The organism is Dawidia cretensis, from assembly GCF_018598175.1.
In the GTDB taxonomy this organism is placed as follows: domain Bacteria; phylum Bacteroidota; class Bacteroidia; order Cytophagales; family Cyclobacteriaceae; genus Ohtaekwangia; species Ohtaekwangia cretensis.
This window is the reverse complement of sequence record NZ_JAHESE010000011.1, coordinates 102,305-123,306: the sequence shown is the minus strand read 5'-3', so window position 1 is coordinate 123,306 and position 21,002 is coordinate 102,305. Positions and strand designations below refer to the sequence as shown.

The 21,002-nt window shown below is 51.3% G+C and carries 16 protein-coding genes; 10 read left to right on the top strand and 6 right to left on the bottom strand.

The window, feature by feature from the left end; all coding sequences use genetic code 11:
- The first annotated feature begins 110 nt into the window (after positions 1 to 110).
- Positions 111 to 1,517, top strand: coding sequence for a Gfo/Idh/MocA family protein (locus KK062_RS13270; RefSeq protein ID WP_254084789.1), 1,407 nt, complete (start codon positions 111 to 113; stop codon positions 1,515 to 1,517).
- A gap of 13 nt (positions 1,518 to 1,530) precedes the next feature.
- Here KK062_RS13270 and KK062_RS13265 read toward each other — a convergent pair whose 3' ends face one another.
- Positions 1,531 to 1,845, bottom strand: a complete 315-nt coding sequence (locus tag KK062_RS13265) for a hypothetical protein (RefSeq protein ID WP_254084788.1) — start codon at positions 1,843 to 1,845, stop codon at positions 1,531 to 1,533.
- Between the two features lie 26 nt (positions 1,846 to 1,871).
- Between KK062_RS13265 and KK062_RS13260 the strand changes: the two genes are divergently transcribed.
- Together KK062_RS13260 and KK062_RS13255 are read left to right on the top strand one after the other, a co-directional pair.
- Positions 1,872 to 3,050, top strand: a complete 1,179-nt coding sequence (locus tag KK062_RS13260) for a BamA/TamA family outer membrane protein (protein WP_254084787.1) — start codon at positions 1,872 to 1,874, stop codon at positions 3,048 to 3,050.
- A 182-nt stretch (positions 3,051 to 3,232) separates the two neighbouring features.
- Positions 3,233 to 3,727, top strand: a complete 495-nt coding sequence (locus KK062_RS13255; RefSeq protein ID WP_254084786.1) for a hypothetical protein — start codon at positions 3,233 to 3,235, stop codon at positions 3,725 to 3,727.
- A gap of 208 nt (positions 3,728 to 3,935) precedes the next feature.
- Here the strand turns inward: KK062_RS13255 and KK062_RS13250 are convergent, their stop codons facing one another.
- A complete protein-coding gene (locus tag KK062_RS13250) occupies positions 3,936 to 4,523 on the bottom strand; it encodes an RNA polymerase sigma factor (protein ID WP_254084785.1) in 588 nt (195 codons plus the stop codon).
- A gap of 1,230 nt (positions 4,524 to 5,753) precedes the next feature.
- Here KK062_RS13250 and KK062_RS13245 point away from each other — a divergent pair.
- The gene (locus tag KK062_RS13245) at positions 5,754 to 6,014 is read left to right on the top strand and encodes a helix-turn-helix domain-containing protein (RefSeq protein ID WP_254084784.1); all 261 of its coding nucleotides are present in this window, start codon (positions 5,754 to 5,756) and stop codon (positions 6,012 to 6,014) included.
- Between the two features lie 178 nt (positions 6,015 to 6,192).
- On the opposite strand, the gene KK062_RS13240 is transcribed toward KK062_RS13245, so the two are convergent.
- Entirely contained in the window at positions 6,193 to 13,872 is a 7,680-nt protein-coding gene (locus KK062_RS13240) for a T9SS type A sorting domain-containing protein (protein WP_254084783.1), read from the bottom strand.
- A gap of 389 nt (positions 13,873 to 14,261) precedes the next feature.
- Here KK062_RS13240 and xseA point away from each other — a divergent pair, with 389 nt between their 5' ends.
- The 5 genes from xseA to KK062_RS13215 all read left to right on the top strand — a co-directional run bounded on the left by xseA (position 14,262) and on the right by KK062_RS13215 (position 18,359).
- On the top strand, positions 14,262 to 15,701 hold the full coding sequence (gene xseA, locus KK062_RS13235; protein ID WP_254084782.1) for an exodeoxyribonuclease VII large subunit: 1,440 nt from the start codon (positions 14,262 to 14,264) through the stop codon (positions 15,699 to 15,701).
- Positions 15,679 to 15,888, top strand: a complete 210-nt coding sequence (gene xseB, locus KK062_RS13230) for an exodeoxyribonuclease VII small subunit (RefSeq protein WP_254084781.1) — start codon at positions 15,679 to 15,681, stop codon at positions 15,886 to 15,888. The genes xseA and xseB overlap by 23 nt, the downstream gene beginning before the upstream one ends.
- A 155-nt stretch (positions 15,889 to 16,043) precedes the next feature.
- Complete coding sequence (locus KK062_RS13225) at positions 16,044 to 16,460, top strand: DUF2541 family protein (protein WP_254084780.1); 417 nt, start codon at positions 16,044 to 16,046, stop codon at positions 16,458 to 16,460.
- Between the two features lie 584 nt (positions 16,461 to 17,044).
- Positions 17,045 to 17,284 (top strand): hypothetical protein, encoded by a 240-nt coding sequence (locus KK062_RS13220; RefSeq protein WP_254084779.1) that lies wholly within the window; start codon positions 17,045 to 17,047, stop codon positions 17,282 to 17,284.
- 568 nt (positions 17,285 to 17,852) lie between these two features.
- Complete coding sequence (locus KK062_RS13215; protein WP_254084778.1) at positions 17,853 to 18,359, top strand: pyridoxamine 5'-phosphate oxidase family protein; 507 nt, start codon at positions 17,853 to 17,855, stop codon at positions 18,357 to 18,359.
- Between the two features lie 76 nt (positions 18,360 to 18,435).
- Here KK062_RS13215 and KK062_RS13210 read toward each other — a convergent pair whose 3' ends face one another.
- Both KK062_RS13210 and KK062_RS13205 read right to left on the bottom strand, forming a co-directional pair.
- Positions 18,436 to 18,672: a hypothetical protein gene (locus KK062_RS13210; RefSeq protein ID WP_254084777.1), complete on the bottom strand. Its 237-nt coding sequence runs from the start codon at positions 18,670 to 18,672 to the stop codon at positions 18,436 to 18,438.
- A 65-nt stretch (positions 18,673 to 18,737) separates the two neighbouring features.
- Positions 18,738 to 19,568, bottom strand: a complete 831-nt coding sequence (locus KK062_RS13205) for a hypothetical protein (RefSeq protein ID WP_254084776.1) — start codon at positions 19,566 to 19,568, stop codon at positions 18,738 to 18,740.
- 200 nt (positions 19,569 to 19,768) lie between these two features.
- On the opposite strand from KK062_RS13205, the gene KK062_RS13200 reads away from it, so the two are divergent.
- Positions 19,769 to 20,404, top strand: a complete 636-nt coding sequence (locus KK062_RS13200) for a porin family protein (RefSeq protein WP_254084775.1) — start codon at positions 19,769 to 19,771, stop codon at positions 20,402 to 20,404.
- 177 nt (positions 20,405 to 20,581) lie between these two features.
- On the opposite strand, the gene arfB is transcribed toward KK062_RS13200, so the two are convergent.
- Positions 20,582 to 21,001: an alternative ribosome rescue aminoacyl-tRNA hydrolase ArfB gene (gene arfB, locus KK062_RS13195; protein ID WP_254084774.1), complete on the bottom strand. Its 420-nt coding sequence runs from the start codon at positions 20,999 to 21,001 to the stop codon at positions 20,582 to 20,584.
- Between the last annotated feature and the right edge of the window lies 1 nt (position 21,002).

The window sequence follows — 21,002 nt, the reverse complement described above, 5'->3', positions numbered from 1 at the left end:
ACAAAAAAATTAGTCCGCTCGTACTCCTGATTGTCCCAAAAAACACTGTTGCGTGCACGGGTATGGACAAATATCGTAACTTCCTCTACCCTACCAAATCCAAATGTTATATGCGCCAATCAACCACACGCTCGAGAAGAGACTTTTTACAAAAAATGCTGGGCACCGCTGCACTGACCGGCATCACACCGGCAATCTGGAGCGAAACCATACATGCTCACCAACTGCTGACCCCGCCCACACCACAAGCCTACACCGCCAACAGCCGCATCAACATTGCGGTGATCGGCATGGGCATCATGGGCTTTAGCAATGCCGAGACCAGCACCGCACTACCGGGCGTCCAGCTGGTGGCCGCGTGCGACCTCTACACCGGCCGTCTCGACCGCGCACGCGAGGTCTACGGCAAAGAACTGTTCGCCACCCGCAACTACAAAGAGATACTCGACCGCAAAGACATTGATGCGGTGATCATCGCTACCTCCGACCACTGGCACGATCGCATCACCATCGAGGCCCTGAACAAAGGCAAACACGTGTACTGCGAAAAGCCCATGGTGCACAGGCTGGAGGAAGGCGCTGAAGTGATCTCCACCCAGAAAAAGACCGGCAAGGTAGTACAGATAGGCAGCCAGCGCGTCAGCTCGATCGTCACCCGCAAGGCACAGGAGCTCTTTGAAGCAAAAGCCATCGGCGACCTGGTGATGGTAGAAGCCTGGATGGACCGCCATTCTGCCAACGGCGCCTGGCAATACTCCATTCCCACCGATGCCAGCGCGACTACAGTCGACTGGGATAGCTTTCTGGGCGATGCACCCCGTGTGCCATTCGATCCGGTGCGTTTCTTCCGCTGGCGCAACTACCGCGACTACGGCACCGGCGTAGCCGGCGACTTATTTGTACACCTGTTCTCCGCCCTGCATACCGTGACCAGCTCCGCCGGACCCAACCGCATCTACGCCTCCGGCGGGCTACGCTACTGGAAAGATGGCCGCGATGCGCCCGACCTCATCCTGGGGGTATACGCTTACCCGGAGCCCGCCCAACACCCCGCCTTCAACCTACAGATGCGCGTCAACTTTGTCGATGGCAGCGAGGACGGCGAAGGTCTACGCTTTATCGGCACAGACGGCGTGATGCACCTGGGCTGGGACAGTGTCAAAGTCGTACGGCATAAAATCTCCAAAGTACCTACCTATGGCGGCTGGGATTCATTCGAGACATTTACCGCGGGGCAGCAGAAAGAATTCGAACAATGGTATAAAGCCAACCATCCGGCGTCGACGCCGGTCATGCAAGAATCCGACCTCGAGTTCCGGGCGCCGGAGAAATATAGCGCCAACATCGATCATCACCTGGCCTTCTATGCCGGGGTGCGTGAGGGTAAGCCTGTAAAAGAAGATGCCCTGTTCGGCATGCGCGCCGCAGGGCCGGCCCTGGCCAGTAACAAAAGTGTTTTTGACAAAAAGATCATCCTGTGGGACCCTATCACCGCCAGGGAGGCGGTGACGAAGTAAACCACAGAAGTTATTAGAAGCTCTTGCGTACGGTTACGCCCCAGTTGCGCGGGTCGCCCAGACGCGTGGCGCCGGTGTCGTAAGCATAGGCAATGTATAGCTTGTCGCCGAGGTTGCGGCCCCAGAACATGATCTCAAAGGTCGATGCAGCTACGCCCACTCGGGCGTTATACAGACTATAACCCGCCTGACGATTGCTGTTGGCCAGATCGAAATATTGCTCGCCCAGGTGCATGATCATGTCGATACGTTCAGTGAGGCGGTGACGCCGTTTAAAATTTCCCGCAATATAGTCGGCTGGCATAATTGTTTCCTGTAATAAAGCCATACGGTAAACGCTCATTTCTATCGATCATGGCCGCCAAAGGCACCCTTCTTCTCATTTTTTTGATGGCGACCGTGCCCTGGAGAGCTGTTGCGCAGGACAAGTCTTTAAAAAAGGATAAGCCCGCACCGCAAAAAACAAATAAGAACAACCAACCGCTGATCGAAGAGATGGTCGAAAAACTCGACTATATAAACGAGAAAGCAGAAAAGCTCTTCCGCATTCTTCCGGTGCCGTTCTATTCCTACACGTCCGAGGCGGGCAATATCGTTGGACTGGCCAAATTCAACCTCTTTCACCCCTCCGCCCACGACCGGTCAAAACCCTCGCGCCTGTCTGAGCTGGTAACGATTTCCAGCAAGCGCCGCATCAATGTCTTTATCAGCAATGAGCTTTTGCTGCGGGAGAACCGATATATGATCCTGAGCTCGTTTAACTACCGACGCCAACCCGAATACCTGCAAGGCATTGGCAACGATGTTCTGAATAATAAAAAAGAACAGGTTTCGATTGACCGTGTTCGTTTCACCAGCACGCCGCTGCGCCGTTTCCATAACAATCTCTATGCCGGATTAAGTATAGACATAGCGCGATATACCATTCGCGCCGACAGCGCTGGCTACCTCCGCGAAGGAATCGTGACCGGTACCCGGGGCGGTACGGATGTCGGCCTGGGCATCGCCGGCGCGCTCGACAGCCGCGATAACCGTTACAACGCACGCCGTGGAGCATATGTGCTCACGACATTGGTATTCTACCCAAAATTCCTCGGAAGCACCTATGCCTTTCACCGGTTTGAGCTTGATGCACGCCACTATTTTAACCCCTGGCGCAAACACGTTATTGCTGTACAGGCAACGACCTCTTACGTCGGCGGCAACCCACCGTTTTACAACCTCTCGTTGTTGGGCGGTGAAGAGCGCATGCGCGGATACTACAAAGGCGCACTGCGCGACCGCACGCTTGTCGATGCGCAGGTAGAGTATCGCATGCCGGTATGGAAGATCTTTGGTGTAGCCGGCTGGGTCGGCACGGGCCGCGTAGGTACGGGGTATGATGACCTGGCGCTCTCGGGCTTTCATCTTTCGTACGGCGGAGGCCTGCGCGTACGGGTCGATACACGCAACAACACCAACATGCGATTCGACATGGGCTTTGCACCCCACGGCATCCGCGGTTTTTACATCGCCTTTGCCGAAGCGTTCTAAGGGCGCTATGCTTCCCCATTCCGGGGAATCACCCACGTGCCCGTCGCGCGCTGTACAACGACGTGCGCCATTTGTCTACGGAAACAAACGGCATAGTTTTTTGAACCGGCTTTATTATAAACCTCATAATACGGCCTTCGGATACACCGGGGCAGACGCATATTTCTTTAAATCAACGATCTATGAAAACGCACAGAACCATTCGTTTTTCCCTGTTGTTGGGACTTTCTTTATCTACCGCCACCCTATTTGCACAAGAAGCTAATAAGCCTCCGATTAAAAAGCTTATTGAAAAGGTGCCCGGTGTCTGGAAAGTAACCGAGGTCAACGATGGAAAAAAGAAAATCTCACAAACAGTCGACTCTACAGCCATCGAGTCAATCGAATTTACGCGCGAAGCCAAGTACATTATCCGCAATAAAACACAACAACTTGACTCAGGTCTTTATCGCCTGAACGAACAGCAAAAGACGCTATACCTTGAAAGCAGACTCAGCAACGACACGCCGCCGGCGGAGTGGAGTATTGATGTAAATGGCAATACGCTGACCATGACAGGAAAAAGCAGCGAGGCGACCAAAAACTTTAAATACACGTTAACCCGTATATCACATAAAGCTGGGAAGGAGAAAAGGACAACGAATGACACCAAAGGAACTGGCAAAAAAATCCACTAATAGATGTTGTGTAACTCAAATTTCCCCAAAATTCAATTTCGTGGAAACCTGGGGCATAAACGTAAAATACGTAACTTACAAATGCTTTTAGTGGTTGGATAGATTATTAGAAGCAACTCGACCACCTGGCTGCAACTGGGTGGTCTTTTTTTACCACCTGCGCATGCCGCTGCCTGCTGGAACAACGCCCACGCTATATCGTCATCGTCTACTGCCAGTAGATCAAGAGCAACGCCAGATAGGCTATATGGCCCCGGAAACGCTCCCGTATTAACAACATAGCATCATAGACGTGTTTCTTCACCGAAAAGGGTGTGATGTTGAGGCGCTCGGCAATCTCCTTGTGTGAAAGACCTTCCACCTTCGCCAGCCGGAATACTTCCTGCTGGCGTGGTGTAAGTGCATTTACGGCTCCATGCAACGTGTCTTTATATCTCTTTTCTTCATAGAGAATCTCGTCCGAGTTGATGTCGGGGGCGCCTCGGTCGAGCGTAAAAGTATATTCGCGCTGGGCTTGTGTTTCCGACGCAATGCGCTTAAGTAATCGTAGCGCGTGATTGCGGGACCACATGGCCAGGTAGTGCTTCAGATTTTGTACATCCGTAAATTCTGTGCGGCGTGCCCACAAGGAAGTAAAAATCTCCTGGGCCACATCTTCGGCAAACTGTTTCGAGCCGACCTTCTTTCGGATGAAATGATAGATCACATCCCAATAGAGGTCATAGATCTGCCGGAAGGCTTCCTCATCTCCCTTCGCCATGCGGCGAAGCATCGCTTCATTGACATTGCTATGCATAGGTTCAGATCGCTTTACAAATGTTATTAACGTTATACTTCAAGATACTCTGTTTTCTGCAAATTCATAAAAAAACTTACTTCCAGGTTTGCCTAAAGCACACTTAAAAATAATCCCTTTTTACTAAATTTTAATGCAGAATACGTAACTATTATTTAAAAATTTTTCTTAAAGAATTGTTACAAATACGCTTTCTTAAGCCAAAACACGGCCTTAACAGCCAAGTCATGTGCTGCTTAGGGCTTTCCGTAAAGGGTTTTGGGGATCTTTATGAAGATTGCAAAAAGTTTCGATATATCCAAAAACTTACCTCAGTAAATGGCCTGATTCCACCCGCTAACACGCTATGGCCGCTGATATTTTCCCACTACACGATCGAAACTTACGCTAACAATATACCTGAAAAATCAGGTATCGATTCCCTAAGCACCGCAATTTTACCACTACTTCCAACTATTAAAACCATTATTTCTCTGCAATCGATCTATACTTCGCCGTGACGGCCTAAAAAGACCCATAACCGGCAATATCTATACTATAGTATACTTTGTCACGGACCGGCACACGGCCCGCGCGCCGGCCATGACGAGGACTTCCACTTCAACTGGCCAAGCCCCCCTCTCCTGTTATTGCCTTTGTTTCTCCACGCCTCACCCTTAACTCCCCTCGCGGGAATCCCGTGCACCGGCATGGCGCAGAAAACGTAACTTTCCACACCGGGCACAGGATAGTGCTCCCGCAAGCACTTGCCGAACACTGGTCAATACCAGCACAAATAACATAGTATAGTATTTCCTATAGATATCAGGGCGCGCCGCCTGTATCACATATTATAGAGTGTGCACAAACGTGCGTCAGAAAGAAGGGATCAATGCCAACAACATGGCGTGGAACTCATCTTATTGCCTGGAAGGTACTAGTAAGACCTGCGCAATAAGTGAGCCCACGCCAATATTTTATTGACGTGAGCATTTTCACCTATTGTCTCGCGCAAATTGAAGTTACTAGTTTCCCAGACGAGACGCATAAGTGCGAATGCTTCGTAGATACTGCTATCGTAGTATTCGCAAATCTAATTTAATTGTGCTGCTGTATACCCTTATTTATATCCTATTTTTCACGAACCAAATATAGTGATTTACATTTATCGAGGTCCACTTAGACCTCGATAAATTTTAAAAAAACCAGGACTTTTAATGATCGTTTTAACCGTAGTCTATATAATACATCATGAACGAAAAGGAAGAAGAGCGTATACGAGGTCTCTTCAGAGAAAATCTGAAAAAATTACGGGAAGCCAAAGAGCTCTCGTTACTCAACATCGCCCAAAACTCTGATCTCGATAACAGTAATTTCTCCAAATACGAACGCTCCCGCGACCCCCAGCTCATAACACTCTTTAAAATCGCCGAAGCACTCAAAATACACCCCCGCGAGCTGCTCGATATCGGCATCGACTTTACCGAACCTAAGCCCGGCGCTAAAAAGTAAAGGGATGTCGTCGTTGTGATCATATGTCAAATATCACATATCTGGCCCCTTTGTGTACACTATAAGTGGGCATAGATTATTCAATCATCCGGTATAATTTATTTACTGAATAACGCAAAATGAAAGGGGGTACCATACATGATACCCCCTTCTTATATCGCATGAACGGTCTGTAATATTATCGCACGACGAGCTTCTTTGTCCCCTGAAAGCCTTCCGTCACGATCGTCACCAGGTAAACACCCGGGCCCAGTATACGGCCCAACGTGTGCAGATCCACATCGTCCTTGAAGTCCACCAATCCCGCATATACCCTGCGCCCGGCCACGTCAGCAATCGTCAGGTAAGCATTGCTTTCCACGTCATCTCCATTCGTATAGCGTACCCACACAGACGTCGCGGATACAGCCGGGTTAGGATATACCCGGAAGATATGCATACCACTGGCATTGTTCTCTACTTTCGATAGCGCAGAATAGGCCGCCGTACCGTCAAAATCGGTCTGCTTGAGTCTGTAATAGGAAATCCCCCGTAGCGGCGTATAGTCAACCGTGGCGTAGTGGAGCGCTTCCTGACTATCGCCGGCACCCGGCACAAAGCCGATGGAATCAAACTTCAGGTCCGTGCCGGCACGCTCGATGGTAAAGAGAGCATTGTTATGCTCGGTAGCCGTCGTCCACGTCAGGTCTACCTGCGCCGCGTTCAACACCGCCTTAAACGAGATGAGCTGAATGGGCAATACAGCATTCTGATACCCCAGCGCAAAATAAGTGGTCGCCGCGAGGGTAGTCACGCCGGAAGTAGCGTACCCCCGTGGATAAGCCGGTGAATATACACCCGAACCACCCTCGTCCGTCCAGGGGCCGCCGACGCTCGTGGCACGGACGATCCGTACGTTACCGGGCGTGGCGATTGACTCATCGGCGGCACCGTTAGTATTAAAGCCTATCTCCACCGTTGGCGAGCCGATTGTACCGCCTGAGCGGTTGATCGAGAAATAACGTGCTTCCGACAACCGTTCGATGCTCGCCGGGAATGCCCCCCCAGGTGGCGTATTGATCATCTCCACACGCATCGTACCGGACGTGCCAACCGCGGTTTGCTGGATGGTTACCGGCCGGTATACCGTGCCCTGTCCAACGGGGAACGTACGGCTCGCACCCGCGGTGGTCGGGAAGGTAATGGCCAACCGCCCGTCGATATACGACGAAACGTCATATCCTACTACGGGCTGTGTTGCTGTATTGGTCAGGTTGATCTGGTTCGCACCGGTGGAGATCATGCCGCCGGCTAATGTCAGCAGGTTGTTGATCGCGAAGGTATTGCTCATGGTCAGCGTACCGCCGTTGGTACGCGTGGCATTATAGAAGTTCGCAGAACCGCTGATAGCTTGTGCGCCGGCGCCGGCGAAGATCACGTTGCTCGTATTATAGGTAAACGTGCCCGTACTGTTCCAGTTCCCTGCTATTGACACAGTACCCGAGCCTGCATCAAACGTAGCACCACTCGTGTTACCAAAGTTACCCGAAATGGTCAGCGTACTGTTGTTAAGCCTGTATTGCGTACCGCCGTTGCTATTGCTAAAAGCACCTCGCACCGTAACCGCACCCGTACCGTTGGTAAAGGAGCCTGTATTGCTCAACGTACCACTGATGATGACAACGCCGGCACCGCTCGTCAGCGTACCGCTGTTGGTCAGCCCACCGCTAACCCGTAGCGCCCCACTCGCCCCTGTAAAGGTTGCCGCGTTAACAAAGTTGCCGCGTACACCAATACTATCGGTACCTGCCGTGAAAGTAGCGTTCGTGTTGTTGGTAAAGTCACCGCCAATGCGCAGTCCGGCCGTACCGTTACCCGCGGTAAAGACGGCAGCGGCGCCGCTGTTAAGCAGGTGGCGGCCTACCTCGATGGCCCCGTCGCCTGCGTTGAATATACCGTTGTTGGTGAGGTCGCCGGTCGTGCTGACCAGCGTAATGGCACGGTTGGCCGCGTTGCTCACCGTGCCGGCCGATATCGTCATGTTGCCGTTTAACGTCAGGTCTACGCTGGGCAGCACCTTCGTGCCAGTGCCCGTAAAGGCCAGGTTGTTATAAGTGGTCTGTGTAGCCGGCAGGTTCATCGCCCCGTTGTAGTCCACAGTACCGCCACCGGCTGCTACAAAAGTCGAAAAATTGCCTGTCGGGAACGTCGACGACTGCAGCTGAATAGTACGGGCACCACTGCCGCTGGTACTGACAGTACCGAGATCGTGGCCTGTAGTATTGCCCAGGTGGAGACGTCCGCGTACTTCCAATGTCGCCGGTCGCAGACCACTACCATTCACGGTCACGGTGTGCAGATTGTTGATGATCACAAAAGAGCCTGGCGGCGGCCCCAGGTTCGTGCCCGGTGGGTCAATATCCCACACGGCGTCCGTTTCCCAGTTGCCCGTCATAACGCTGGTATAGGTGGTTGGGTTGACAAAGGCCGTCGGCTCTCCTGCGGTATAGTCGCCGGCTGCATCGATATTCGTGAAAGTGATGACACGCGTCGTGATATTAGGATTACCCGCGGTTACCCCGATAGTCCATGCCCCTTCTATAAAACGCGCATCGCGATAGTCCGCCAGCGTGCCGTTCTCATCTTCCGCCCGGTAGGTATAGCGGTGCGTCAGCGCTGTCAGGTCGGTGATCGTATGGCTCATGTTCCAGTAGTAGGACAGATACGACAAGCCTGACCCGGTGGCACTGGGGTGTTTGCTGTTCACGGGCTTCACCGTCATGTTCCCCCCCGTAGTACCGGTCGTAAGGGTATAGGTAACCGGCGTATACTTGGCAGTACCCGAGCCGACCGGGAACGTAAAGGCGGCGGCGTCGAGCGATCCATCAAAGGCCTTGGTCAAACCGGCATCCGACAGGCGGCCCGATGTAGCAATATATTTGGCGGACGTTGCTCCCGCGATGGCCGTCAGGCTCGTGTTGGAGATATACAGTCTGTAGGATGCAATGTTCAGGATACCGCTCGTCAACGTCATAGTACCGGTCACCTCCTGGTCAGCGGCAAAGACGGCTCCCGCGGTGTTGCTCAAGGCTAAATTGCCAAACTTACCACTACCATTGCCGGAGATCACCTGCTGCGTGGGACCAGTAAGCAGAACACGGCCGGCCCCTGTGCTGGTATGCACCGATCCGTTATAAATATGCGAAACGGTCGCGATCGTGTTGGCGTTGCCGGCCAGCGTGCCTTGTATCAAGGACAACGTGCCGTACACGCGCAGGTTGGTATTGGGCTGCATGTCAACAACGCCACCGGTAAAAGTATTGCGTATAATGAGGTTGCCGAAGTTGGTCAGGTTACCGCTGACACCCGCCATCAGCTGATTGGCGGTCGAGCCATTCAGCGTGGTCGTCTGTGTCGCGACACCCGACTGGTAACCGCCCGCGGTCACGCCATTCACGCTGGTCGTATTCGCGTTGGTGAAGTCACCAGCGATACTCACGTCAAGGGAGTTTGCATTAAAGACGTTGGTTGCTTCAATCGACAAAGAGCCCCGCAGGGTCAGACCGTTAAAGTCCAACCGGGCAATGTTGTCGGTACCCGTGACCGTTACGTTGTATACCGGAATGATCGAATTGATGTCAATCGTTTGGGTGGAGGCATCTTTGCCGATCTCGATGGTACCGCCCGAAACAGTATAGGACGAAGGTTGTAAGTAGAGCTCGGCAATTGTCGTGCTGGTCAGGGCACGCTCGATGGCCATCGAACCACCCGTCATGGTGAAGTTACTGCCCTGATTCAGGATCTCGAAGATACCACGCGTTGTCGTAGCCGCACTATTGACGCCGATGGCCACCGCCCCACCACTCTGGCCGTATTGCAAGGTACCTTGCGAGCTGGCAAATGAGCGCCGTATTTGTGATTTTACATTGAGGGCACCGCCCGCCACGGTAATAGTTGGCTGTCCGGTCGCAGCATATTCAATGGAGTTGTCGTTGTTGGTTGTACCAACATTCACCGCACCCGCCAGCACCTCCAACGTACCCGCCACAAGCATGTCGTGTCCATCGTTACCCGTAAGCTGCATCGTGCCTCCGTTCGCCGAAAGGCGCGTGGCCGCGGGTATAGAAAAGTCAGCGCCATTCGCAATGGTCACCGTCTGAGCGCTGGTAAGCCGGAACGTGCCGTATTCCAATGCCAACGGTACCGGCGTACCGGATAATGAAAAAGCCGAAACGTTTACCTCCAGCAACGTGGCCTGCGACGAGCCCTTAGAGACTGTCAGGACGTTGAAATCGGTCGTAGTGCCCGTACCCGTAATTGTAGCGTTGGCGGGGCCGGTAAAGGTCGTATTACAGTGATAGCTGCCCTTGGCCATATCGAACACACCGTTGTTCTGCAGGTTACGCGTAATGGCCAGCGTGTTGGTCACGGCCGTGCCCGAAGCAGCCACATCGAAAATTGCACCGGTGCCGATGATGACGTTGTTATCCGTAGAAACCGTCTGCGCCGTGCCGTTTATAAACTGCAGATTGCCCGTGGTCACAAAAATATTACCGTTTACCGTAAGCTGGCGGGCGGCAGCGGAATTCAGCCGCACCACGCCAGTAGCGCTCACACCTTGAACAGTCATGTTGTTATACATGCGCATGTCCTGATCAGGCATAGTAATAACCCTTCCCGTACCGGGCGTCAGAATCAGATTTCGATACGATATCAGTGGCAGGTTGGTGGGCGCCAACGACGCCTTCGGAATGGTAAAGCTCGTCGCGCCAGTGGTATAATACTCCACGGTACCGCCTGCCGAACGTATGAAGTTACCGAAATCCCCTGCGGGAAATTCCGCTGTCGCGGTGGCCGAAGAAATCCGAAGCAAACCGCTGCCCGATATCTCGGCATTCTCCAACCGGCCAAAATTGTGGCCGGTAGATGTACCGACGTCCAACGTACTACCCGCGTTGATCTCCAATCCCCCGGCAGCCTGGTTATTATTCGTGATGGTAACGACGTGGTTGTTCGTAGCACCGTCGCCGATAAACACCTGGTCACCGGCACCGGGCGCCGTCGTAGCGTCAGGGCCTGTGTGGCTTACGTTCGACCAGGGTGTCGTGCCGGCACCGGTATTGTTATAGTTACCGTTGCGCTTACTATAAAAGATCTTTACAGTTCCAAAAGAAGCCGGTACACCGGCCGTGTAGTCGCCCGTGATATACCCGACATTCGTGAAATAGATAATCTTGTTCGTCTCGTCAACCTGCGTGAGGTTGTTAATCACCGTCCAGGCCGTATTGTTGTAGCGCGCAGGAACATAGTTCACGTCGTCACCGACAGGTGCAACGTCTGAACCGACATAGCGGTAGGTATGCGACGCCGACACCGCACCGGTAAATCCTTCACCAACAACCTTCCAGTAATAGGTCAGGTTGTTGGCGTTTGACGCCACGACAAACTGATGTCGCGACGTTACCGGCCGGGCCGTAATGGTACCATAAGTCGTCGGTACCGACGTCAGCTGAATCGTGGCCGGTGTATAGTCCGGCCCGGACCCGAAAGCAAAGGTAAAGGCTGATACGTTAGAGTAGGTCTTTTTTACACCACGGTCAGACTGCAGCCCCAACGTGCGAATCATCTTGACATTGCTAAAACCATTACCCGTTGTTGTAATCGCTGTAGCCGAGGTCGACGTCAGTGACAACAGATAGTGCGCTATATCAAAGATACTATTGCCCGTACCCGCGAGTGTTAGGATACCGGCAATGGTTAAATCGGCTGTCGCCGATGCACCCGGTGAAGAAGCGTTGTTGAGTACGACGTTCCCAAACACACCGCTACCGTTACCGGTGATCGTCTGGGTCGATGAACCGCTCAACGTGATACTACCCGTACCCGTATGGGTCGCCGAGTTGTTCACCGAACCATAGGCCAGAATCGTTTTACCACCATCGTTTAATACACCCCCCGTCAGCGACAGTGTCTGACTCACGGCAAAGCTGGTGACACTGCCACTCAGGGTCAACGTACCAGCCGGCTTGGCGACCGTCATGTTGTACAGCCCCGACGTAATGGTACCACTGTTCGAGAAGGCCTGCGCCCCCGAGCCGTTAAAGATCGTTGTGTTTGTACCGGGGGTATAGGTCGCGTTACTGCCGATGGTAAAGCCACCGCCCAGCGTAACGTTCAGGTTATTGGCCAGAAATACAGAAGCGTTCGTGCCGTTGACAGTAAAGTCATTGAGCACCGCCAATGGTTGCGCCGTGGTGACAGTATTCCCGACGCTCCCAATGCCGTTTAGCCGCACGGTTGTAGGCGTGCCGCCCGTGCGGGAGATGTGCAGGTTCCAAAAGGGTGCCACGGACGCGATATCAAAAAATGCCGCAGAACCCGACAGAATAGCATTGAAGGTACCCCCAGTGACATTATAGTTGGCAGCATTACACCCAATGTGAATACCACCATTGGTAGCATCACCGGCTGTTCCGCCCGATTCGGGATTGCTGACGTTGATCACACCACCCGACATGATAAATACCTGCTCGGGAAAAGGTAACGAAAAGCGTGCATAACGTCCATCGGAACCGACCGTACCACTGGCATTGAAGATACCGCCCGACATAATAAATGTACCGCGGTGGGTTGTAGCGGTAGTCGAAGGTCTGAATTTCTCCGTCGTGAACGTACCCCCTTCAATAATATACTGCCCTTCTTCGCGAATTACCGCGCCTTGCCCACCGAGCGAAGTGAAGCTACCCGCCGTAATCCGGAACTTGCCGTAAACAACCAACGCGGCACCGTTCGTATTTACCGTCGCGCCGTCCACCCATAACATGGGGCTAACGGATGTCGCCCCCACATCATAGTTGGCAGAGCCCGAGCCCCACACCCGTGGAATATTGATGTTTGCACCCAGGCGCAACGTGCCCGTGGTAAGGGTGATCAGTTGCCCGTTGGAATAAAAATTCAGGTTGGCCGTATTAGTCGACGTAACCGACAGGGTGTTGGTCGAGTTAAGACCTTTGTTAACAGTCAGTGTATAAAAATTCGTTACGCCGTTACAGGCCAGCGTATTGTCGGTCGCACCGGTAAACGTCATCGTAGCAGCACCGTTTGTGGAGGCCGTATACTGCGTACCGTTGCTGAGGTTAACCGTACCGTTGTTGGTCATGCTGCCGGAGAAGTTCAGCTGGTGAACGATGTTAAAGAGACCGGTAGTAAGGACGGTGTTGGCACCAAACGTAGCGTTTCCGCTCAGGAACACCCGAATAAGGTTCGTTATCTGATTGCCCAGCGTAACCGTTAGCGTGCCCGCACCGGTCGCCCGTGTCGTCAGGTTTCCGTAGATGCGCAGCACATAGGCAGCCGCGTTGGACACCGTCATGGTGTTGCCGGCACCGGTTGTGTTTGTGAAGACCAGGTTGGGATAGTTGATCGATACCGGTAGCACGCCGGTAAAATCGTAGTACTCTACCGTAGCACCTGCCGCATAGCTGTTTTGAAAGTTGTTGGTTGTCACCGTGGGGAAATATCCCGATTTGATTTTTAATGTACCTGCGCCGGAAAGCGTTGCCACCGGTGCGCCCAGGGTGAACGTGGCAAGATCAAGCGTGCCCCCGTTTTGAATATTGATGCGTAGTCCGGTTTCTACAACGTCACCGGTCAGTGTCACCGTATAGCCGTTCAGGATCGTGACCAGATCGCTGCTGGCGGGTACGGCACTTCCCACCAGCGTTACACCGCTAGGGTCCGTTGTCCAGGTGTTGGGATCATTCCAATTACCACTATTACCACCGTTGACATACGTGTAATAGTTGGTAGCATACGCGGAAGATGCGGCCGAAGAAAATGCTAGAACGGCACAAAGAATCAAGAGAGGATACTTGCTCATGGTGATTTGATCGTGAGCCTCTTAGACGCGCATTTCAGGGGAAAGAATGGAAAAGGTCGTAAAGAGGGTTTCCTCAATATTACGCAATAATCTTTCCGGTTGTGCCGGTATCCTGCGAAAAAAGCTAATCTTATTTCGCGAAGACACAATACGTAGTTCTACCCATTTTAAATGGTTTTTTTTGACACTTTATTGTATTTATAGGGTCTTTCAGGCGCTATTTCCATATATCAGAGGATTTTTTCACACTTTACTTTTCGTCGAATCCATCCTGAATTAAATTCAATTTCCCATCTAAGGAATATTAAACTTATTTTGGGAATAAAAAATGTCCCGTCGCGCGCTTGGCGGCGCTACGCACCATTCCGCGCAAGTCATACCTTTGTTTTATGGAGTCTCCTTCACCGCTACGGCTTTCAGCACTATCAGCGCGCGTCAGCGATACCTTGCGTGCTGCATTTCAGAACCTGTCGTTCTGGGTTGTTGCCGACGTGACAAGCCATTCCTTTAAGGCCTCTTCGAACTATCATTACTTTGAGCTGGTAGAAAAGGACCGCGATTCCAATCACTTACTCGCGAAGTTTTCGGCAAAGGCCTGGGGCCCGGGCGCTCGCCAGATCGAACAGTTTGAACAAGCCACCGGGCAGCGCTTTACAAACAATATCCACGTGCTGGTAAACGTTACGGTAGAATACCACGCTACGTATGGCCTACAGCTACAAGTAAATGCAATCGACCCCGGCTTTACCCTGGGGCAAATTGAACAGCAGCGGCTAACCACACTCCGGCGCCTGGCCGCCGAGAACCCAAGCTTTATTCAACAAGCCGGTGACGCATACATTACTCGTAATAACCGTCTCGGTTTAAAGCCTGTACTCCAAACCCTCGCCGTGATTTCGGCCCGGAATTCCGCAGGCCTGCAAGACTTCCGCCATTCACTGGAAGACAACGCCTTCGGATATACCTTCCGCATAGACGAGTATCTAACCGGCGTACAAGGTGAAGCCAGCGCAATTTCCATACGCGACACGCTGGCGGCCATTTTTTTATCCGGTATTGCCTACGATGCTGTCATCATTACACGCGGCGGCGGCTCACAGACCGACTTGTTGATGTTTGATCACTACCTGGTCGGCCAGGCCGTCGCCAAGTTTCCCATACCCATCATTACCGGTATTGGTCACCATCGAAATACCTCCATTGCCGATTTGATGGCGCACTCCCCTACTCGCACCCCCACCAAGGCGGCCGAGTTCATCGTCGCACACAACCGGGCATTTGAAGAGTCGCTCTTGTCGCTAAGGCAGACCATCGTTATCCGGGCGCAACAGCTACTCGCGGGACAGCAGCAGGCATTAACCAGCTTGCAACGAGAAATCTCGTATAGCAGTCAGCAAGCCATCAACACACACAAAGAAGCGGTGCAGGCACTCCGCAGCCAAACAGTTCACCATGCCCAACGGATATTGTATGCCCAGCGTGTAGCGGTAGCGGGATTGGGTGTGCAAATTTCGGCTCGTTCACAGGGTGCAGTAGCGCGGCAAAGTCAGTCGCTGGAACACCTGGCCAGTACAGTCCGCGTCGCCACCACGACCTACATACGTAACCAGCAACGGTATCTGCAACACCTCACGACGTTTATGAAATTAATGTCACCGGCCAGCACGTTGCAACGCGGCTTTGCGCTGGTCCGGCATCAGGGCCGCCTGACTGGCAACGCCAGCGCTATACAACCCGGTGATCGCCTGGAAATACTTTTAAAAGATGAAATTCTGAAAACAACCGTAACCGACAAAACACCCCACGATGGAGCTAACGATAACCTATGAAGAAGCCTACCGCGAGCTGGAACAAATCGCGCAGGAGATCGAACATGAAACAGTATCGGTAGATGTACTGGCTGAAAAAGTAAAGCGTGCATCCGACCTTATTGCCCTGTGCCAGAAGCGGCTCAAAGGCACCGAAAGCGAGGTCAACAAGATCATCGCCCGCATGGAGAAAAATCCCGAGAGCTAGACGTCTACGCCTATACTATAGCCACACCCTGCCCTCGAATATCCCCATTTTTCACGGTTCCACAGCATTACTGACGATGCCATCCGTTGTTCGGGTGGCATACTTTTTTTATAGTAATCACAAAGCAAACAACTGTTAAATAAAACAAAACCACAATGAAAAAGTCAGCAGTAATACTCGTCGTGCTATTTATGGCACTCGTGAATTTTACCTTTGCTCAATCACCCGGTGTAGTAACCAGCGCCAAGCCCGGATGGCACAAGATCGGTGAGGTAAAGGCCAGCTTTAAAATGGAGAATGAATCGATCGTTGTCATCGGCAACGACAAGTTCAAGTCCTTGAAGCTGAAAGTAACCGACGCCCCCATCAATATCGAGAACGTACGGGTGTTCTATGAAAACGGTGCGTCAGAAGAAATTTCTGTACGTAGCGAACTGAAGAGCGGCGCAGAGACCCGCGTGATCGACCTCGACCACGCAGCCGAAGATATTAAAAAGGTAGAGTTTACGTATAAGACCCTGCCCAACCGTAAGGACGAAAAAGCTCACATCGAATTGTACGGTCTGAAATAATTTCAGCAAACGTTCTCATAAAAAGCAGGTGGCACGCATGCCACCTGCTTTTTTTATATAAACGGTACCGCATCGGCACTGCGCGCGCTGTATAGAGAGCGTGAATTTCCCGATTACCAAATCCTTGTTAGGTCCAACGGCGTGGGCAGGGCGCCGCCGTCTGGCCATGCCGTAAGATGGCGGCTACATATTGGGGGAGATACGTGTATAGTTAGTCAGGATGGCCTTCCGGCCGCTAATCGCCCATGCTCCGCGTCGCGTGTAGATAACAGAAGCACTGTATGTTAAGAGTACATCTGATGGATTTCCATACCTGCATTATGCGTGTGTTATCACACTTATCAATGGAGTCTGCATTACTATAAATGGCCGGCATACTATACCTGGGGAACCCCGGATCGATCGTGATATGTACCCATACCTACATCGCCACGCATACCTTAATCATGGTGATAAAGGCAACTCACCGTATAAAATTGCACTGTATCTGATGAACGGTGTTCCATTTTAAATTATATTGTGTATACTTGTAACAAATTTATAGGCAAGTGCCTATAAACAGTAGTAAAAAAACAATTATAAAGATGGCAAAGAAAAAAACTCCGGAAAACCATGGTAAGCTGATTACCAAAAAAGAATTGGCCGATATCAAAAGGCTGGTGAAGGAAGGTACTCCTTCTGTCTCGATCGCCAAGAAAGTGGGCCGTACGCTTGGTTCGCTGCGGAAAATCGCTTTTGACAACACCATTTCCCTGCGTGTGAAGAAAGCAGCCAAGAAAACGGCGAAGAAAGCTGTTAAGAAAACAGCCAAAAAAGCAAAGTAATAGTTATACGCAATAGTAATTTCCCCGGTGAGCATGGTCTATACCAGTCACCGGGGATTTTTTTTACCCTATATTTTTACTTTTTACCGTTGTTTGGAGATTTATTACCTTATTTTTACCCCTCCTACCGCTGAAATAATATCTGGCGTTCGCCTCAAACTTAGCGCAACAGGTCTCACCTCATAGAACATTACAGAGCAGCAACACGACCAGGCATAAGGTAATGAGCGTGGATATAGCACACGTTACCAGAAACAAGATGACATGTTTACGCTTACGCCTTAGTTCTGCCAGGCGAAACTTTGACAATAGATCATTGATAATTTCCATGATTCGATTTGCTGTTTATCTAAACATACAGCATCTTATTTTGTTTAAAAGCAGTATAACGTACTACTCGTTTATTACATAATGTAAAAAATCATCACGCCGCCTGCGCCGGAAACAGTGAGGCCCACACCCCACAATACGCGATATTCTTTGCACACAATACCTGAAAAAGCAGGTATATTCAGCGATCTCCCGGGCACGGTATTGGTCCCACGCGATTGTATATAATGATAATCCTATGGGCGCAACACAAAACCTCATCGATACTGCGGGCATACAAAAGCTGCAGACCCTTATTAAGTCCGCTACTATTTGTCTTATGACTACCTCATTACAGAAGCGTCCGCTGTCAACACGCCCCATGAGCACATTGCGCGTGGATGACGAAGGTAATTTTTGGTTCTTTAGCCAAAAGACAAGTGAAAAGAACTCTGAACTCCGGGAAAACCCTGATATACAACTCTTTTATACTAATACGGCCAACTCCGAATACCTAACGGTATATGGCCAGGCGACCATCTCACACAACCAGGCCAAGATCGAAGAGCTGTGGTCACCCCTCGCTAAGGCCTGGTTTTCAGAAGGTAAAGAAGATCCTGAGCTAACCGTACTAAAGGTCACGCCACTGGAAGCCTACTATTGGGATACCAAACACAACAAAATGGTTCAGTTGGTAAAGATTCTGGCGGGAAGCATTATTGGCCGGCCGCTCGACGACGGTGTCGAAGGCCGTATAACGCTATAATAATACAGGTGCCTGTATTGAAAAATGGCTATAAACGAACCATTTTATACATCCGGTGAACAACCGACCCGCAAGTCTATTCGGGAATGATCATGACACCCATTCCTTTATACTGTTTATTGGGAAGCTTCTGAACCTTTAGAAATAGACGTGCGTCAGGATTGCTTTCCAAAAACTGGCTATCGTGCAAAGTCCAGGTATATTCTGCATCGGGCAGGTCCTGGGCACGGAGAGTGTCACCAACGGCAATGTCTGCAATTGCCGTGCGGTCCATCTCGAACAGCATCATATTGCTTTTGATCTCGTAAGTCATACGCGGGGGAGCATTTAGATAGTCGCTAACAGAGCCCCGGTAAAAAATTATACCACCCTGACGGTTTATGACTTAAACCACTGCAGAAGTTTACCGAACCAGCCTTTCGGAGCAGGTTTCCGGTCGTTTTTCATATCCGTCACCTCTTCATTAAAAAGACGGGCCGGTTTTGTCGGTACAGACGCCTTGACACGTTGTTGGTAATATTGTGTACGACGTTCTTTCTCCTGGCGTGCAAGCTCCCGTCGGTTGTCTTCTGCCTCGCGTGCCTCACGCTCCCGTTGTGCAGATACCGGATTTTTTCGAGGGCGCTCTCCTTCACGATTCCGTGGTTGCCTTCGGCCACTGCCCCGATCATCTCGTATCGACTGGCGTCGATCTTTTTGTACCGGCGACTCAGGTTTTTCTGTATCCGCTTCCCCTTCCTGCTTTTCTGAAGCTTCTTTCTTTTTTGGCTGGGGCAATTCAATCTTGCCTAATATTCGTAATCCACTCAACTCTACTTTGGGTGCTTTGATCAGCGTGGGACGCTCGTCTGTCGACACACCTGCATGCTGTGGTATATCCGCCCCTGCCTGCTGCTCCGCCGAATCAGATAGGACTACCTGATCGCCAGCTTGTTCCGGCATAGATGATAAGGCCTCCTGCATGGGCTCTTGCGCGATGGTATCGGTCTGCTCATCCGGCATTGTCGTGGTACCCTCTTCTATGGCAGACTCTTCCGCTAACGTTACCGCTGACAGCACGTTGCCATAGTGGTGCAAGATCGATGTTAACTGCTCATCCGTCAACCGGGTATTAATACCTTCTTCGATCTGAATATTCTTACGGGTGAGTAACGCAGTAACTTCTGCAGGGCTTACTGAAAGCTTTCTGGCTAATTGTCCGAGCCTCATGGGCAAATCATTTTTGCCGCAAATATAAGCGCTGGCAATGATACTACCACCCGGGATCAACGCCCGAAACAGTGTCAATACGACACGTTATCGTATTTATCAGCACCTTCTTGTAGAGCAGATTCCTCCAAAACACGCAGTTGCAATCGATTTTCGCAACGGACCAATTATTTCCTTGTTCCTTCAAACAACGAGAAACTATGAAAAAGAATATCATCACAATTTTTATGTCTGCGATTGCTTTTGTTGGCGCGGTCATATTACCACAACAAGCCTCAGCGCAGGAAGATGACAAAGTTTGGAGTATCGGTCCGGAAGTAGGCATCAACCTGGCAAAATATGGCGACGACGGCAGTGATTCCAAATTTAAGACCGGCATCCTCGGCGGTGGTTTTCTTACCTATAGCATCCGCAATACACACGCCTTTACAGGCAAGGTGCTCTTCTCACAGAAGGGTGCGCAGGATGACGATGGCGATGAAAAACAAACCTTAAATTACATCGAGGTTCCCGTCATTGTCCGTTTGTTTTTTAACCGTGACGGCGCCTTCCGTCCCAACCTATTTGCGGGTCCGTCGTTTGGTTTCCTAACCGGAGTGCGAAACAAAATAGGGGATGGCGATTACGAAAAGCTGGACGACTATGGCGATTTCTACAATACGTTTGACTTCGGTGTAACGGCCGGGCTGGGCTTTAACTACGAATGTTCACCGGGTACACGCATTCTCATCGATGCGCGGTATACCCACGGTCTAACCGACATATCAAAAGCCAGTAACACCTCTATTATTAACCAGGCCATCGGTATAACCGCCGGTATATCGTTTGGAATCTAAGATCCCGCTAGAGTCTCCACCAGGAGAAGAGCGAAAGCAATAGCAAAATAATTGCCAGCAGTATTACCGCTGCACGCATACCGCTACTGGGCTCAGCAAATTCATACTGGCAGATAGGACAAACTTTAGCACGGGCGTCAATGTCCATCGCACATGAAGGGCATTCTTTCGTTTTCATTAGTCCGTTGGGCTTTGACGCCATTTCTTCTTCTCCGAGCGCTGTTTTTTCCCCTTGATCCGCTCTTGAACGGCCCCTTTCGTAGGCTTCGTCGCCTTCCGCGCTTTTTTCTTTACAAACGCCTTGGCCAACATTTTTTCGAGCTTCTCAACAGCTGTTTCTTTGTTGGTCAGCTGTGAACGACTTTCCTGTGCCACCACCATCAGCACCCCCTCGTTCGTCATCGAAGCACGTAGTTTCCGTGTGATGATGTCGCGCTCTTCGTCTGTGAGCACCTGCGACTGCGCCACATCAAATTTAAGGATCACTTTGGTGTTCACCTTGTTCACATTCTGTCCGCCGGGACCACCGCTCCGCGCGGTACTAAAATCGAGCTCGTGTGCGAGCAGGGCTGCTGTTAACTTTCGCTGCGTTGTCATA